The sequence below is a fragment of the Maribacter forsetii DSM 18668 genome (assembly GCF_000744105.1).
GTDB classification, from domain to species: Bacteria; Bacteroidota; Bacteroidia; order Flavobacteriales; family Flavobacteriaceae; genus Maribacter; species Maribacter forsetii.
In genome coordinates, this window is sequence record NZ_JQLH01000001.1 from 964,949 (window position 1) to 980,695 (window position 15,747).

Annotated in this window: 16 protein-coding genes; 4 read left to right on the forward strand and 12 right to left on the reverse strand. The window is 35.9% G+C overall.

The genetic code is table 11. The features are described 5' to 3' along the window. Nucleotides 1-285: 285 nt before the first annotated feature. Complete coding sequence (locus tag P177_RS03995) at nucleotides 286-1,890, forward strand: choice-of-anchor I family protein (protein ID WP_036152061.1); 1,605 nt, start codon at nucleotides 286-288, stop codon at nucleotides 1,888-1,890. Nucleotides 1,891-2,044: 154 nt separating this feature from the next. On the opposite strand, the gene P177_RS04000 is transcribed toward P177_RS03995, so the two are convergent. From P177_RS04000 to P177_RS04025, 6 genes are all read right to left on the reverse strand, one after another. After that, complete coding sequence (locus P177_RS04000; protein WP_036152063.1) at nucleotides 2,045-2,545, reverse strand: hypothetical protein; 501 nt, start codon at nucleotides 2,543-2,545, stop codon at nucleotides 2,045-2,047. A 47-nt stretch (nucleotides 2,546-2,592) separates the two neighbouring features. Further along, nucleotides 2,593-3,789, reverse strand: coding sequence for a hypothetical protein (locus P177_RS04005; RefSeq protein WP_036152065.1), 1,197 nt, complete (start codon nucleotides 3,787-3,789; stop codon nucleotides 2,593-2,595). Nucleotides 3,790-4,011: 222 nt separating this feature from the next. Then, nucleotides 4,012-4,875 carry an alpha/beta fold hydrolase gene (locus P177_RS04010; protein ID WP_036157766.1) on the reverse strand — a complete coding sequence of 288 codons (864 nt, stop codon included), beginning with the start codon at nucleotides 4,873-4,875 and terminating at the stop codon, nucleotides 4,012-4,014. Nucleotides 4,876-4,990: 115 nt separating this feature from the next. Beyond that, the gene (locus P177_RS04015; protein ID WP_036152067.1) at nucleotides 4,991-5,398 is read right to left on the reverse strand and encodes a nuclear transport factor 2 family protein; all 408 of its coding nucleotides are present in this window, start codon (nucleotides 5,396-5,398) and stop codon (nucleotides 4,991-4,993) included. 51 nt (nucleotides 5,399-5,449) lie between these two features. Then, nucleotides 5,450-6,013: a TetR/AcrR family transcriptional regulator gene (locus P177_RS04020; RefSeq protein ID WP_036152068.1), complete on the reverse strand. Its 564-nt coding sequence runs from the start codon at nucleotides 6,011-6,013 to the stop codon at nucleotides 5,450-5,452. Nucleotides 6,014-6,116: 103 nt separating this feature from the next. After that, nucleotides 6,117-6,623: a hypothetical protein gene (locus P177_RS04025; RefSeq protein ID WP_036152069.1), complete on the reverse strand. Its 507-nt coding sequence runs from the start codon at nucleotides 6,621-6,623 to the stop codon at nucleotides 6,117-6,119. A 329-nt stretch (nucleotides 6,624-6,952) separates the two neighbouring features. On the opposite strand from P177_RS04025, the gene P177_RS04030 reads away from it, so the two are divergent. After that, nucleotides 6,953-7,918, forward strand: coding sequence for an IS110 family RNA-guided transposase (locus P177_RS04030; protein WP_036152070.1), 966 nt, complete (start codon nucleotides 6,953-6,955; stop codon nucleotides 7,916-7,918). Between the two features lie 55 nt (nucleotides 7,919-7,973). Here the strand turns inward: P177_RS04030 and P177_RS04035 are convergent, their stop codons facing one another. From P177_RS04035 to P177_RS04055, 5 genes are all read right to left on the reverse strand, one after another. After that, nucleotides 7,974-8,792 (reverse strand): hypothetical protein, encoded by an 819-nt coding sequence (locus P177_RS04035; protein ID WP_157486442.1) that lies wholly within the window; start codon nucleotides 8,790-8,792, stop codon nucleotides 7,974-7,976. 220 nt (nucleotides 8,793-9,012) lie between these two features. Then, nucleotides 9,013-9,300: a type II toxin-antitoxin system RelE/ParE family toxin gene (locus tag P177_RS04040; RefSeq protein WP_036152074.1), complete on the reverse strand. Its 288-nt coding sequence runs from the start codon at nucleotides 9,298-9,300 to the stop codon at nucleotides 9,013-9,015. Further along, complete coding sequence (locus P177_RS04045; protein ID WP_036152076.1) at nucleotides 9,293-9,532, reverse strand: ribbon-helix-helix domain-containing protein; 240 nt, start codon at nucleotides 9,530-9,532, stop codon at nucleotides 9,293-9,295. The genes P177_RS04040 and P177_RS04045 overlap by 8 nt, the downstream gene beginning before the upstream one ends. A gap of 333 nt (nucleotides 9,533-9,865) precedes the next feature. Next, complete coding sequence (locus tag P177_RS04050; protein WP_036152078.1) at nucleotides 9,866-10,528, reverse strand: CPBP family intramembrane glutamic endopeptidase; 663 nt, start codon at nucleotides 10,526-10,528, stop codon at nucleotides 9,866-9,868. A 120-nt stretch (nucleotides 10,529-10,648) separates the two neighbouring features. Further along, nucleotides 10,649-11,485 carry a LytR/AlgR family response regulator transcription factor gene (locus P177_RS04055; protein ID WP_036152080.1) on the reverse strand — a complete coding sequence of 279 codons (837 nt, stop codon included), beginning with the start codon at nucleotides 11,483-11,485 and terminating at the stop codon, nucleotides 10,649-10,651. A 455-nt stretch (nucleotides 11,486-11,940) separates the two neighbouring features. Between P177_RS04055 and P177_RS04060 the strand changes: the two genes are divergently transcribed. Next, entirely contained in the window at nucleotides 11,941-12,906 is a 966-nt protein-coding gene (locus tag P177_RS04060; RefSeq protein ID WP_036152070.1) for an IS110 family RNA-guided transposase, read from the forward strand. A gap of 30 nt (nucleotides 12,907-12,936) precedes the next feature. Here the strand turns inward: P177_RS04060 and P177_RS04065 are convergent, their stop codons facing one another. Beyond that, nucleotides 12,937-13,392, reverse strand: a complete 456-nt coding sequence (locus P177_RS04065; RefSeq protein WP_036152082.1) for a hypothetical protein — start codon at nucleotides 13,390-13,392, stop codon at nucleotides 12,937-12,939. Between the two features lie 1,139 nt (nucleotides 13,393-14,531). Here P177_RS04065 and P177_RS04070 point away from each other — a divergent pair. Then, nucleotides 14,532-15,605, forward strand: a complete 1,074-nt coding sequence (locus P177_RS04070) for an IS110 family RNA-guided transposase (protein WP_036152083.1) — start codon at nucleotides 14,532-14,534, stop codon at nucleotides 15,603-15,605. Nucleotides 15,606-15,747: the final 142 nt, after the last annotated feature.

Here is a 15,747-nt window from a genome sequence, read left to right on the forward strand (position 1 = left end):
ATAGTAAAATTACAATACAAAACTGTGCCAAGGTAATTTTATATGCAATGATAAATGAGTGTAATATACTTTTGGGTTAGGCTCATAGGTTTGTTTCACTTTAATCGTATCATTTTTGTTGTGTATTGTTTTTTTGAATTACAGAAGGTTTATGTTTCTGTTATATAGATATTTACAAATCTGTATTTTTAATTTAACATCTTTATAATAATTATTTACAATGCAATTAACCCCAACTTTACATTGATCTTTTTGTTTTGATATTTAAAACCAAACTGTATTAAAATGAAAAATGTATTACGACCTTTTTGTGTAGCAATTCTTGGAATTTCTATTTTATGTACCTCTTGTGCCGATGATGGTATTGATGGAATGGACGGTGTTGATGGAGTGGACGGGGTAGATGGCGCCGATGGTGTTGACGGTGCTGACGGAGCCGATGGTATGGATGTTGAATTTCCAATAACCATTGATCAACTTAGTTTCTCTAAAATAGGAACGTTCACCAATGGTAATGACGAAGCTTTTGCAGAAATATCTGCTTTTGATGCCGTTACCAACAAATTGTTCATAGTAAATCCTGAAGAGGATGAAATTTCGGTACTAGATTTAACAGATGCTACAAACCCTGTAAAAGGTGCTTCTATCGCATTAACGGGTAGTCCTAATTCTGTTGCTGTTCATAATGGTATTTTGGCAATTGCCGTTGAAAATAGCGATAAACAATTAGAGGGTACTGTTGATACCTATGACACTGACTCGCAAATTTTAATCAAGTCTTATGTAGCAGGAGCGTTGCCAGATATGGTTGCTTTCTCTCCTGATGGGGAATATATCGTTGCTGCCAATGAAGGTGAGCCAAACGATGATTATACGGTTGATCCAGAAGGTTCAATAACGGTAATTGAAGTGGCTACGGAAACTGCAACGCAAATTTCTTTTGCCGGACAGATGAATCCTGGTAACGGATTTAGAGTATTTGGTAATGACGGTGCTTCTTCATTTGTACAAGATGTGGAGCCGGAATATGTTACAATATCGGACGATTCTAGCACCGCTTATATTGGCTTGCAAGAAAATAATGGTATGGCAATAGTTGATCTTACGTCTAAAACCATCACCGGTCTGGTAGGTTTGGGAACAAAGAATCATAATGTATCTGGTAATGAGATAGACGCCTCTAATAGAGACGGTATTGCTGGAAATTTGGCAAACTGGAATGTTTTAGGTTTTTATATGCCAGATGCAATAGATTACTTCACAGCTAATGGAAACGGTTTTATTGTTTCTGCCAATGAAGGTGATTCAAGAGACTATGACGGTTATTCTGAAGAGGTACGGGTTAAGGATTTGGATTTAGACCCTGCTTTTTATCCTGATTTTGAAGTATTGCAAGCAGATGAACATTTAGGTCGATTAAAAACGACAACTGCAAACGGAGACGAAGATAATGACGGATTATATGAGCAAATCTATTCATACGGTGCGCGCTCTTTTTCAATTTGGGATAGGAACGGACAATTAGTGTTTGATTCCGGTTCTGAGATAGCACGAAGAATATTGGCTTTGGCACCATCTATATTCAACCAGGATGAAGGTGAAGTAGATGGCAGGTCAGATGATAAAGGTGCCGAGCCAGAATCTGTAAAAACCTTAAAAGTAGGAGAAGAAACGTTGTTGTTCGTTAGTTTGGAAAGAACTAGTGGAATTTTAGCTTACAATGTAACCAATCCTTATAACCCTGTTTTTGTTACTTGGATCTATGATGCCGAAGATATTTCACCAGAAGGGTTAATTGTTGTGGATAAGGATGATAGTCCTACAGGAAATTATTTAATGATCGCAACTCATGAAGTATCTAGTACTATTGCTATTTACGAGATGAAATAACCGTAGCTACAAATTATTAGTAGTAAAAATCAAGAAACGCCAAATAGTATTTATTTGGCGTTTTTTAGTTTAAGGCAAACTACTTTGGTTTTATGTCGTCATCAGTTCCCAATTAAATTATTAAGAAGTCTTACTTTAATTATTGGTTCTAATGTCATTGTCCATGTGGGTATGCGGACAATATTTTCTTAAGTTCTGAAATGGTGTGTTCTTTTTCTAGATGGAATCCTATATGGGGCAATGCCATAAATATGATTAAAATAGCTAAGGGAATCAATGCAATATATAGCGCACTATCTTGGGTGGTTACCATAAAAAGTGTAACAAGAAATACACAGAAAATTACTGCAATGAACAGGTATAAAAATATAGTTACAAATGAATCTACCTTTAGATTGATCTTTACTTTGGTCCCTTGGGGTGCTTCTAGAAATATACCCGTTACCTGAGGTAAAAATGAATTTTGCTGGTATGTAAATTTTTTGCATTTAAAATGGTCAGGGAAGACGGTACCTACAAAATACTTGTTCAATTTGTTTATTGATCCAATTCTATAATTTCTGTTTTGTTGAATGTTTTCTCTCAAGTATTCTTCTAATTCTTCTATAGAAAGAGAGGTGGTCATATCTAATTTTGCTGAGGGAATAAGTTTCATTATAATTCTATGGTTTGTTTGAATAATGGCATTATAATGTTCGTCTTTTATTTACCCATTAATCGCTTTCCATTAATTGCAATATGTGTTTTTTTCTTATTTAAAAAACAAAAAGAAGTAGTGACTTCAGTACCGTCGTCGTAAATAAACCTAGCTGTATAATCTGATAGGTAATATTTACCGCCCGATTTTTTATTGGAAGATGTAGAACCTCTGACATCACCAGTTGCATTCGCAAAACCTGTTTTGGAATGTGAAAAGCGACCATTAGATTTAAAACACCAAGAGCTAGCATTACCAACAGTACTACCACCGCCATAACCACTGTAGCTGGAAGAGGTGATATTCCCATAGCAACCATTAAGTTTTAAGTCTTTAGAAGCGGGTTCGGTGAGCCAATCGCTAGCTTCTTCAAATTGCGCTTGGTCATATTCTTTTAATTCTAACTCGTTATTGCGCATTCTCCATTGACCCCAGTTTTTAGGGTTTTTTCTTTTAGATGCCGCAACACCTGCAGAAAAGGTGTACCCTATATCACTTGTAAACGTTCCATCTTTAAATAGGGCTATGACATTACTTGTGGTACCCACCATGCCAGTAGATTGCATGCCTGTTCCCAGTAGACCTCTTAGTTCTACCAACCCATCGGGAGCTTTACCTGGTGATAATGAGGTTTCGGATATTTCATTTATAACAGCTTCTTTAGTAGTAGTTTGGGTAGGTGCAGTATTTACGTTGTTAGAAGCAATACTTTTTTTACCGGTTGCCGTAGTTTGTCTAGTTACCATATCGGCTTTTATGTCTACCAATAGGTCGTCTAACCTAGCGCCATATTTAAGAACGGTAATAAGATCGTTCGATGTTATAAGTCTAAGAAAGAAATTACGGCCATCTTTTAGTTTACCACCCTGGTAGGCGACTTGCATGGTAACACCTTTGTTGTCTTTGTAACTATTGGTAATACCGTAATCCTCTTTTTCAGGTTTTACAATCCATTTTTTAAGAGGCGCACCTATTTCTTTTTGTTGGTCTTTTGCTGTTTCTAAAACCCAATTTTTTAAATCTTCATTGGGAGCTTCTATGGGACCATATGCGTACACGTTAAATATTTTATTACTCTTTAAATCGCTAGGGGTATATACCTTTATGTCTTCTTGATTACTTATATCCCATTTAGATTGGGCGGAAATTTCACTACAATAGATTAGTGAGATACAGTAGATAAATAGTTTTATAGTTTTCATGGTTAGTGGAAAATGTTAACAAGTTAATAGTGCTTAAAAGTAGTTGAAAATGAATATTATAGCTACATTTTTGGTATTTTCTTCTAACAATATTTGGAAGTGTGAATAGGCAATAGCAATTAAAGGTATTAGCGTGTGCTGGTATTGTATTACGCATAAAGGGCGATTAATTTCACGTTAGAAATTAATCGCCCTTTATACTTCAATGTATATAGAAGTCCTCTACTTTTTAATTTTCATCATAAAGGATCTCATTTTTGAAATGATATCGTTACCATCTTCCTCTAAGGCAAAATGACCAGTATCATAAATATTGTAGTCAATGTTCTTTACATCTTTTTTAAAGGCATTAGCTCCGCTTTCAGGAAAGTAAGCGTCGTTCTTTCCCCATACAATTAAAAGAGGTGGTTGATTATCCCTTAGATATTGTTGCCACTTTGGGTAAAGTTTTAGATTATTTTGATAATCATAAAATAGATCCATATTTACTTTATGGGCATTAGGTCTAGAGAGTCTAAGATAATCTAGATGCCAGGTATCCGGATTTACATTTTCAGGATTTCTAGTTCCATGTGTATATTGCCATTTTAGGGCATCAAGTGAAAACGCCGGTATAATTGTTTTTTCGGTTTCTGGGTTTCTGTTCTTCCAAAAAGCTCTTATACCACCCCAGGCATCTCCTAATCCTTCTTCATAAGCATTTCCATTTTGATTTATAATAGCCGTTACTCTTTCTGGGTGGGCTGTGGCAATTCTAAAACCTATAGGTGCTCCATAATCTTGCATCATCAACGCGTATTTAGTTATTCCTTTAGCAATTAAAAAAGCACCAATTGTTGCTGCTATATTGTCAAAAGTGTACGTGTAGGCTGTTGAAGTTGGAAAATCGCTATTTCCAAAACCTGGATAATCTGGAGCAATTAAATGATATTCATCTGATAATTGGTCGAGTACTTTTCTGTATTGATGAGAAGAGGATGGAAAACCATGTAAAAGAACAATTGTAGGATTGTTGTTGTCACCAGCTTCTCTATAGGCGATATTGACGCCGTTGATATCTATTTTTTTATAGGTGATCTGTGTCATTTTAGAGTTATTTTTTATGTGATATTTTGTATTGATTTTTGTGTGTGATTTGGTTTGAAATGTAGTCAAGGTTGCCATTACAAATAGGCATATAAGAGTTCGCATATTCATTTTATTATAGTTTTCTATCAGACTCTTTTATTTCTAAATCATTAATACTTGCAAAACGTTTTTGCATTAATCCGTCCTCATCAAATTCCCAATTTTCGTTACCATAGGCTCTAAACCATTGTCCATTTTTATTTTGAAATTCATATTCAAACCTAACCGCTATTCTGTTATTTCTAAAACCCCAAAGTTCTTTTTTGAGCTTGTAGTGTAATTCGTTTTTCCATTTATCGGCTAGAAAATTTTGAACCTCTTTTCTACCGTTGAGAAAGCTGGTTCTATTACGCCACTCTGTATTTTCAGTGTATGCCATAGATACGGTTACAGGATCTTGACTGTTCCAGGCATCTTCTGCCATTTGCACTTTTTGTAGTGCAGTTTCTTCATTAAAAGGAGGTAATGGATATTTTTTCATAGTGAAAGTGTTTATTACCGAACATTCGGTAAATAGATTAATTAAATTTTTTTATGTGTTTAAATATTTGTTTTCAATGTGCAGTAGCGCTGTTTCAAAGATTTTGATATCACCCATGCCTTTAGATACAATTAAGCTGCCTTGTATTTCTATTAATACTTGAATGGCTTTTGCTTCTGCATCTTTGGTACTAAAATTTAATGCCTTACCAATATTGACAAAGGTTGCAATCCATTCTTGCATACCGTTTTTAATTTGTTCTTCAAATAGCTCAATACCTGCTTGCATTGATAGTGCCCTAAAAATGCAGGTTTCATTACCGCCATTGTAGAGTGTTGCAATTTCGGATAAACCTTTTTTTAATCTGGTCTCGGGTTTTAAATTGGTATCAAGCAATGCCTGATATACATTATCGGTCACCCAACTATTTAGGTGATTTAATACGGCATCTGCCATTTCCTGCTTACCGTTAGGAAAACGATGATATAGACTAGCTTTTTTAAGTCCCGTTGCATCAGATAAATCTTTTAGGCTAGCACCTTCATATCCTTTTGATCTAAATACTTTAGTCAAGCCTGTTAAAATTTCTACGTCTAATACTTTTTGCGGTCTCATGAGGCAAATATAGGAATATTTTTTAATTACCGAACGATTGGTAAAATAATTTAATTTTGCTTGCTATTTGGTGCGATAAAATAGTGAAGGAGAACTCTAACGATTATGGCACATCGATAAAATATTTTTCAGTCAATGGTTCATCTTGCCAAAAAGCAAGCTCAAACGTCCAGTATGGTTTGTCTTCATATAGCATATGGTGATAGCCCCAAGTATACTGAAAAGCATAGTTTTTTTGTTTCTCTTCACTATAAATATTACCGAATAAATATATGGTAGATGAACCACTTACCCAATTGGAGTGTATTTCAATTTTATCTAAGACTACTTCTGTACCTGTAGGTATTTCTGCAATTGTCTCTAAATCAGAGTCCATTCCAAAACCATTTCCATCTTCTAAATAATAACTATAGTCTTCATATCTAGGCATGTCATAATTTAAAATTATCGTTGGTCTTTTCGTAGTTAATTTTTGATTTATGATCTCTGTAAACGGTTTTTCACGAGATATATCTCTGTATTTAGGTCTGGTAAGTATATAGAACAATAGGGCAACTGTACCAATGACCAGTACTAAAAATATTCCGCAACCAATTGCTATTTTTTTCATTTCCGTCTGCGTTCTTAGCCGAATTTTTTTGTTCAAATGCAAAGTCCATAAGATTTTGCGACATCATAAATATACACAGACCTTGGCGTTTAAACCTAAGCCCGCATTAATTATAGGCATCCTAAGTTAGTAATCTGTTATCTTTTATAGTTTAACAAAAGAACAAAAGAGCAGAGTAAGGTTATTTTAGGTTTAGGAACTTCAGATTCCGTCAACAAAGAAAATCCCTGCTCTTTTACTATTCAAATACGATCAGTTCATTAGGTCATAAGAACCTGTTTCTAGGATGATGTATAGCATTAGTGTTTGTTCTTTGAAAATTTAATGATATGAATAAAAGTACAATTTTTGTGGGGATAGACATCTCGAAAGATGTTTTCGATGTATATGATACCAAGAGAGGCCATATCCAATACTGTAATGATGAAAATGGTTTCAAGTTGTTCCGAAAGAGCATAACCGCCGATCATTGGTGCGTAATGGAAGCTACGGGATGCTATCACCACCAACTTGCCATTGACCTTTTCAATAACGGTTTACGTGTTTCGGTGATAAACCCCTTGATCATCAAGCGTTTTATACAGATGAAACTGAACCAGGTCAAAACGGATAAGAGCGATGCCAAGATGATCTGTCGCTATGGCGAAGAACAGGCAATGGAGCTATGGTCACCAGAGCCTGATTATATTGTGGAGAGCAAGACCCTTCAAGGAGTCGTGCGTCTTTATTTCAAGCAACGCACGGCTTTGAAAAATACGCTTCACGCCATGTCCACGAGTAAACGTGGCAAGGGCAAGCTAATGCGTTCCGTCGTCCGTCAGTTGAAGAGCCTGGACAAAGAGATCGGTTTGCTAGAGGCAGAGATCGAAAAATTGATACGTGCGAACGAACAGGAGCTTTATACAAGATTGAACACTATACCGGGTGTTGGTAGAAAGACCGCTATGCTCTTGATTGTTTCCACGAACGGTTTTCGGGATTTTGAAAGTTCACGGCAGTTGTCTTCCTATTTCGGTCTTGCCCCTAACGAGCGAAGTTCGGGCAGTAGTATCCGAGGAAAGTCCCGAATAAGTAAAACCGGAGATCCTCTAGTGAGGAACCATCTTTTTCTGTGCAGTTTTACAGCATGTATCCATAACCCTCAATGCAAGGCATTATATGATAGGATAGTCTTAAAAGGTAAAAGCAAAAAATTGGCTTTGATCGCAGTCTGTAATAAACTTATTAAACAAGCTTACGGAATAGCTAAATCAGGTTTGGATTACGATAGAAATCATGTGGGTGGATTGAGCTAAATATTATTTGTTTTTCAGCTCAGTTCTTTGTTGGCATTCGTTATTTCCGCGCGGATTAAGGACCGTAGTCATAAATTTCTGGAAACCACTTCGCATCTTGCCTCCAATGCCAATAAATTTCGCAATCCACAGAATCGGTTTCAACCATTTCAATTAATTCCAAGTAATCCTTGTCCCAAATTTCAGTTGTGCCAAAATGTTCTTCTCTAGCATACCGAATTAAATTGTTCGCAGAACTATAAAGTCCGAGTTTCCTAAGAAAGTCAAAGTATTCAATGTTGATTCGTTTTACGCTGGTTGAATCACTATGCTTTAGTTTTGTTTCAAAATCCAAAAGTCCAACAATTTTAGGTTCGTTTGACCATTTGTTCTCTGTAATTTTTGATTCAGAGTTGTACTGCTTATCGATGTCTTGGAAAATTTCGTAAACTACGTTTTGGTTATTTTCCGTTTTTCTCCGATTCCAAAATTCCACGTAATATTTGTCCACTCCAGTTGTATCTGAAAATGAAGAAATAAAATTCTTTAATATTTGATTTAGTGATTTGTTCGCCCAACTAGTTTCTGTCCAATGGTCAGTAAATAAAGGTTTGTTGAATTCATCTTTAGAAAGGAATTTTTCAAGTCCAACCGTTTTTACTGAGCCATAAAATGTACTCAAGTTTTCAGAATCCCTGAGCCATTCATTTTCCGAGTAAGAACCGAATTGCCGAAAATCAACTATAGTTTCCAAATAATCCTGATTCCATTGTCTTTTAATATCGTTTAGGAACTCATATTTTTTTTCGGGAAGTCCTTTTTTACAAGTTTCTTTTTCGACCGAAAGACATCCCAAAAAAAGTCCAATTATAAGTGAGAATGGTATTTTTTTCATAATGAATGCCAACGTTTTAGCTATGAACAGTACGGGAGCAAACTAGCGTTTACTTTCCGCCACGCACATAGCGAAATCTTTTGGTTTTGTTTTTCTTTTTTTGTGTCAAAGCGAAATCCTAAAGATTTAGCGACCTTATAAAAATACGCAAACCCAGCGATTAAGCCCGAAACCCGTATTGTTTATAGGTTGTGTTGGCAACAGTATTTTTGCACACAGTTTAGAGCATATTTTTCAAATCCTGTTTTCCAACAATCGCCATTATGTCAACAATATCATTATTTATTTTGTAGTAAATACTGTCCGAACCGCAAACGCATCTTCGATACCCTGTTTTTATGTATTCTATAGATTCAAATGAATACGGTCTTTTAGCGATAATGTCAAAATATTCGAAAAAGGTTTCGAAATATTTGTCCGCTTGTTGCATTCCGAATTTTTTAACTCCGTAACGATGAATTCGTATTAAGTCGTTCTTGGCTTCGTTGCTTAATCTATATTTAGTCATTAAGCTCAGACTTAGATTGCGCTAAAATTTGCTCTTTACTATCATTGGTAAATCCACTATTTTCAGACTTTTCTAATTTAGCTCTAATCCAGTCGATTTCGATTTGCTGGTTTCTTGCCTGACGAATTAAGTCATTAACAAGTTCGCTTTTACTTGAGTATTCCTGATTATCAACTTGTGTCTTTAACCATTCATCATTTGGTCGCGTAAACGATATACTTTGTCTTGCCATGAGAAATCTATTTTGATGCTAATTTACACCAAATTCGAACCAAATCCAAATTTTTGTAATATTGTTGCCAACGTCTCGGCTCGTATGTTTGGCTCTTAGTTTGAAGATACTATAATTATATAAATAAAAGGAGGTTGATTAAGCCCAAAGCCCGTATTGTTTATAGGTTTTGTTGTAATCTGTAGCGACACGTTTGAGTAAGCACGTTGCGATTCCGTTACTGTATTTATTCCGTCCGAGTTAAGTCCATTTGCGCTACGATTGCGCAAGAGTCAAATCCATTTATTCAAACAAGCTAAAAGTCTATTTGTTTAATGTTCTTTCTTGGTGTAGTTATGCGAAACCAAAGTAAAAACTCAAAATACCTAGAGTGTTGAAAATGCCATGTATCATAATCATAAACCACAAATCGTATTTGCGCATGTAGAATATTATTGATAAAAGTGCTCCGATAATTACCACAACAAGTTGCCCCGTGATTCCTTGCTGCATGTGCATATATCCGAAAAAACCGCAAATTATTAGAATATTAATAGCAAGACTGATTTTACTGTCTCCAAAGAATTTGACGAACTGTCGCATAAGATAACCTCGAAAAATGATTTCTTCTCCAAATCCCGCAGTAGCCCAAACTATCAATAACCATACGATGGTGGTCTCAAGGTTTCCTTCCAATTGACTCATGCTTGAATAGTCAATAGGAACTCCTGTTAACATCTCGATTCCAGGTACCACAACAAAGACATAAAAAATAAAGAGTCCCAGAGCAACTAATGTAGCATGTACAAGGAGATTTTTTGCATTGAATTTTGCTCGTTTAAACCCAAGCGCTGAAAATGGTTTTCCCTTGAATTCTATATAATTAGCAATAATGATAATAATAGAGATAATTATATTTTCAAAAGGTGTTCTTGTGATTGACCCAAAGTACATGAAACAGATAATGGCAAGGGTCACTAATGGAATTACTATTTGTCGTAAGGTCATTTTTTTCATCTTTTTTGATTTTAAATTCTAAGACGAAGAAATGAACTGAATGCCCAAAAACCCCTTTAAATATTAAAGTTTTTACTGAATGGTAGTAAATTGATAACTGGATGGTCGATAGCTTTTAATTTATTGAAACCAATTCATAAATTCTTTTCGCTTATATCGACTGATGTTGATTTCGGTAATCGCATCATTTTCAATAGAAGTTTTTAACCTAATCCGCAACTTGCCATTTTCAATCTTTTCAATTTGGTCTACCGCATCTTTATGAATGATAATTTTACGATTAACTCTAAAAAACAATTGGTCGTTTATTTTTTCTTCGAGTTCATTCAATGTAAAATCGGTGGTGATTGAGGCGCCATTATTTTGAACGGTATAGACAATTTTGTTTTCGCTATAGAAACACGCAATATTTTCGTAAGTAAGCTTAGTTATTTTCGTACCACTTTCAATAGTAATTTCATTATCTTTAATAGATAGCTTATATAAATTATAGATATCTAGGGAATATGCTAATCCTATGAGAATGAAACTTAATAATAAGGTAACAAGCAGTCCAATTAATAAGTAATAGAATTTAGTTTCTCCACCAGCAATTTTGTTTAAGACAATACCTAATGGAATATACATGATGGTAATATACCCAAGAGTAGAGACCATATACCATGAGATAGAAGTGATTTCTATTTTTTTAGAGAAATACTTTTTTTTGTAATGTTTAAAATTAAGCTCTGCTATGATTCCAATAAGAATACACAAAACAATGGTGGATAGAAAACCTTCTACAGGGAATCTATATGATTTGCCATCTGGGAAACTCTCCGGAGTTGATAAATGATTTACGACTAAAGAGAAAATTATGAAGACAATTAATTTCTGAAACCAACTCCATAGAGAACTATGGTCAAACTTTAGCGATACTGTTTTTAACGCAGTTTTGGTTGGTTTTGTAGCACTCATTAATTAGAAACTTTTGTTTGAGTTAATCTTGAAGAACGATGGTTTTTTTACCATTGCAGCTAACGGTTCGGCTATGATTAGTGCGGGGCGGAAATCCAATGAGATTTCCAGCTACGCACAAAGCATAATCTTATGGTTTTGTGTTTTTCTTTTTTTGTTCAAATGCAAAGTCCATAAGATTTTGCGACATCATAAATATACACAGACCTTGGCGTTTAAACCTAAGCCCGCATTAATTATAGGCATCCTAAGTTAGTAATCTGTTATCTTTTATAGTTTAACAAAAGAACAAAAGAGCAGAGTAAGGTTATTTTAGGTTTAGGAACTTCAGATTCCGTCAACAAAGAAAATCCCTGCTCTTTTACTATTCAAATACGATCAGTTCATTAGGTCATAAGAACCTGTTTCTAGGATGATGTATAGCATTAGTGTTTGTTCTTTGAAAATTTAATGATATGAATAAAAGTACAATTTTTGTGGGGATAGACATCTCGAAAGATGTTTTCGATGTATATGATACCAAGAGAGGCCATATCCAATACTGTAATGATGAAAATGGTTTCAAGTTGTTCCGAAAGAGCATAACCGCCGATCATTGGTGCGTAATGGAAGCTACGGGATGCTATCACCACCAACTTGCCATTGACCTTTTCAATAACGGTTTACGTGTTTCGGTGATAAACCCCTTGATCATCAAGCGTTTTATACAGATGAAACTGAACCAGGTCAAAACGGATAAGAGCGATGCCAAGATGATCTGTCGCTATGGCGAAGAACAGGCAATGGAGCTATGGTCACCAGAGCCTGATTATATTGTGGAGAGCAAGACCCTTCAAGGAGTCGTGCGTCTTTATTTCAAGCAACGCACGGCTTTGAAAAATACGCTTCACGCCATGTCCACGAGTAAACGTGGCAAGGGCAAGCTAATGCGTTCCGTCGTCCGTCAGTTGAAGAGCCTGGACAAAGAGATCGGTTTGCTAGAGGCAGAGATCGAAAAATTGATACGTGCGAACGAACAGGAGCTTTATACAAGATTGAACACTATACCGGGTGTTGGTAGAAAGACCGCTATGCTCTTGATTGTTTCCACGAACGGTTTTCGGGATTTTGAAAGTTCACGGCAGTTGTCTTCCTATTTCGGTCTTGCCCCTAACGAGCGAAGTTCGGGCAGTAGTATCCGAGGAAAGTCCCGAATAAGTAAAACCGGAGATCCTCTAGTGAGGAACCATCTTTTTCTGTGCAGTTTTACAGCATGTATCCATAACCCTCAATGCAAGGCATTATATGATAGGATAGTCTTAAAAGGTAAAAGCAAAAAATTGGCTTTGATCGCAGTCTGTAATAAACTTATTAAACAAGCTTACGGAATAGCTAAATCAGGTTTGGATTACGATAGAAATCATGTGGGTGGATTGAGCTAAATATTATTTGTTTTTCAGCTCAGTTCTTTGTTATCTGCTGGCTTTTTCCAGTTTGTTGATTATTTCAAACGATTTATAGCGAAAGACTTTTGCGTAATCAGGCTTTTCACGTGTCTTCATTTCGTACGATTTCGGAATACCTTTTTCTAAATAAAACTGTCCAATTAGTTTCAAATCCTTATTACGATAAATCGTATCAAAGAACACTTTAAGAATTTTATTTATTCCATTTGCGGCTTCTATAAAAATGCAATCTTCAGCTTTTAACTTGAAGTTTATATCTTTTGAATACAATTTAGTTTCATAGAAATTAGCGCAATCACATGCCCAGTTTACGTATCCGACATGAATAGTGTCCATTTGCGTATTCAATTTAATCGGTTGGTCAATAAAGGTCGGATTTGAACTAACGTAGGCAGAAAGAAATGTTATTCCAATTGTTATTATTAAAAATGTTCCGACTCCAATGATAATTCGTTTAAGCATGTTTTTTTAGCTTGCAGATAACGTCTAATGTATGATCTGTACGGGTTAGAAATCCGTAGGATTTCCCACCGTACGATAAGATTCTAAATATACGTAGATTTTCCGACGGAAAATCGGACAGTATAGATTATACATATTGTTAGCAAACGTGTTGCAGCGCAAACCTTTTTCTGGTCGCAGATCACTGATTTTTTTCCCAAACTCTTTTAGAATGGTTTCTTTTTTTAAGTCCGTCGAAACCAAATATAAAGGGATTTGTCTATATCGTTTTTATGCAGACCAATTCAAGAAATTGAAAAGTCTGTCCGCGCAACAGTTGCGTCTGAGTAAAGTCCGTCCGAGCGAGAACTTTGGCAAGGTAATTTATTAATTAAACATCTGAAGTTTGAGAAAGTAACAAGCCTAAAGAAACCATTTTAAAAATGCTGGTTTACCCGAACCAAACTCTTCTTTTTTAAATATTCAGGCTAATTGCGCAACGATTTAATTTTTATGGCAATATGTTTGCTAACGGTTGAGCTCGTATGTTTGGTTCTTAGTTTGAAGATACTATAATTATATAAATAAAGGAGGTTGATTAAGCGGTTGAGCTAGATACATTTTCAATGATGTCGTTTCATAGATGAACAATTCTTCTTTAGCTACTACTTTTATAAAAGTAGTAGCTTAGATATTGAACAATAGCTAAAATTAGAAGGGAAAGAGAGGTCTCGGCTAGATACACTTTAGGGTGATATCGTTTCTTAGAAATCCCGCCATTTTATAATTTTCTTGGAACGTCTCGGCTCGTATGTTTGGTTCTTAGTTTGAAGATACTATAATTATATAAATCAAAGAGACAATAAAGGAGAGAGATTTAGGGGTTTAGCTAGATACAATTTTATTGATATCGTTGCATAGATTAACTACTCTTTTAGCTACTACTTTTATAAAAGTAGTAGCTTGGATACTAACAAAAGCTAAAATAGGAGGGACAGAGAGTTCTCGGCTAGATACACTTTAGGGTGATATCGTTTCTTAGAAATCCCGCCCTTCTATAATTTTCTTGGAATCTGAACAGTACCTAGGTCCTTTGGATAGAGATCGAATCAAGTGCGAGCAAAGATGATAAAGAGAATTACAGCTTAAAAACCGAAGAAATGGAAAAGCGTTTAAAACAGAGTCTGGGCATCGATGTTTCAAAATTGAACTTATCATTATCACTAGGTTCCCTAAATGAAAATTTAGTTAAAGAATTTGAGTCCCATCCCGATGTATCCAATGATATAATGGGTTATAAGGTACTCTTGAAATGGCTGAAGGCATCTGTCGATCTCGATGTGGAATTGTTGGTGGTGATGGAAGCCACGGGCGTTTACCATCAAGGTATTGCGCATTTTCTGTACGAGCAGGGCTATAGCGTTTGTGTAATGCAATCGGGTCGTGTAAAGCGCTATGCGCAGAGTTTGGACCAACGTTCCAAAACGGATGCACTCGACAGTAGAATGCTAAGTATGTTAGGTCTGGAAAGGAACATTCGACTATGGCACCCGCCCAGTGAGGAATTGCAGGAGCTAAAAGGACTGAGCAGGGAACGTAGTTCATTGTTGAACGATAGAACGATGGAGACCAATCGACAAGGAGCTATCGCATCGAGCGTACATAACAATGCGAGGGCATTGAAAAGGCACAAGATCAGATTAAAGCTTCTGAATACCCAGATAGCGGCGGTCGAAGAAGATATGCAACTTCTGATCTCTAAAAATGAAGTATTGAAAAGGAAGCTCGATTATTTGACAAGCATCCCAGGTATATCCTTTATATCTGCGGCTACGGTAATCGGAGAAACGTTAGGCTTCGAATCTATAGTCAATGCCAAGCAGTTGGCGAGCTATGCCGGTTATGATGTAGTATTACGGGAATCGGGAAACTTCAAGGGAAAGACCCGGATCAGTAAAAAAGGGAACAGCCATATAAGGGCGGTACTGCACATGCCCTCGATGACCTGTGTACGCTGTAACCCGACATTGAAACAGTTCTATAATAGACTAAAGCCGAACAAGGCAAAGCCGTTGGTGGCACTTGTAGCGGTGCAGAGAAAACTATTGATATTGATGTATACCTTATGGAAGAACGAAGAAAACTATGATGCGGGATATGAAATAAAAAAGCAGCAAAAGCATGAAGCTCTTGCTGCGCGGGATAACAGTTTGATAAATCAACCTGTTTCCTAAATTATTAAAGAAAAAACTTGTTTTTCAACACAGTACCTATGAACAGTACGGGAGCAAACTAGCGTTTGCTTTCCGCCTTGCACATAGCGAAATCTTTGTGTTTTGTTTTTTCTTTGTCCCGCTAAAAAGCAAAATCCCAAAG

Coding starts and splice junctions, on each gene's coding strand:
- P177_RS04020 (WP_036152068.1), bottom strand. CDS start 6,013: ATGAGACCGCAAAAAGTATTAGACGTAGAAATTTTAACAGGCTTGACT.
- P177_RS04070 (WP_036152083.1), top strand. CDS start 14,532: ATGGAAAAGCGTTTAAAACAGAGTCTGGGCATCGATGTTTCAAAATTG.
- P177_RS04065 (WP_036152082.1), bottom strand. CDS start 13,392: ATGCTTAAACGAATTATCATTGGAGTCGGAACATTTTTAATAATAACA.
- P177_RS04030 (WP_036152070.1), top strand. CDS start 6,953: ATGAATAAAAGTACAATTTTTGTGGGGATAGACATCTCGAAAGATGTT.
- P177_RS04010 (WP_036157766.1), bottom strand. CDS start 4,875: ATGACACAGATCACCTATAAAAAAATAGATATCAACGGCGTCAATATC.
- P177_RS04025 (WP_036152069.1), bottom strand. CDS start 6,623: ATGAAAAAAATAGCAATTGGTTGCGGAATATTTTTAGTACTGGTCATT.
- P177_RS04040 (WP_036152074.1), bottom strand. CDS start 9,300: ATGACTAAATATAGATTAAGCAACGAAGCCAAGAACGACTTAATACGA.
- P177_RS03995 (WP_036152061.1), top strand. CDS start 286: ATGAAAAATGTATTACGACCTTTTTGTGTAGCAATTCTTGGAATTTCT.
- P177_RS04015 (WP_036152067.1), bottom strand. CDS start 5,398: ATGAAAAAATATCCATTACCTCCTTTTAATGAAGAAACTGCACTACAA.
- P177_RS04045 (WP_036152076.1), bottom strand. CDS start 9,532: ATGGCAAGACAAAGTATATCGTTTACGCGACCAAATGATGAATGGTTA.
- P177_RS04005 (WP_036152065.1), bottom strand. CDS start 3,789: ATGAAAACTATAAAACTATTTATCTACTGTATCTCACTAATCTATTGT.
- P177_RS04060 (WP_036152070.1), top strand. CDS start 11,941: ATGAATAAAAGTACAATTTTTGTGGGGATAGACATCTCGAAAGATGTT.
- P177_RS04050 (WP_036152078.1), bottom strand. CDS start 10,528: ATGAAAAAAATGACCTTACGACAAATAGTAATTCCATTAGTGACCCTT.
- P177_RS04035 (WP_157486442.1), bottom strand. CDS start 8,792: ATGAAAAAAATACCATTCTCACTTATAATTGGACTTTTTTTGGGATGT.
- P177_RS04055 (WP_036152080.1), bottom strand. CDS start 11,485: ATGAGTGCTACAAAACCAACCAAAACTGCGTTAAAAACAGTATCGCTA.
- P177_RS04000 (WP_036152063.1), bottom strand. CDS start 2,545: ATGAAACTTATTCCCTCAGCAAAATTAGATATGACCACCTCTCTTTCT.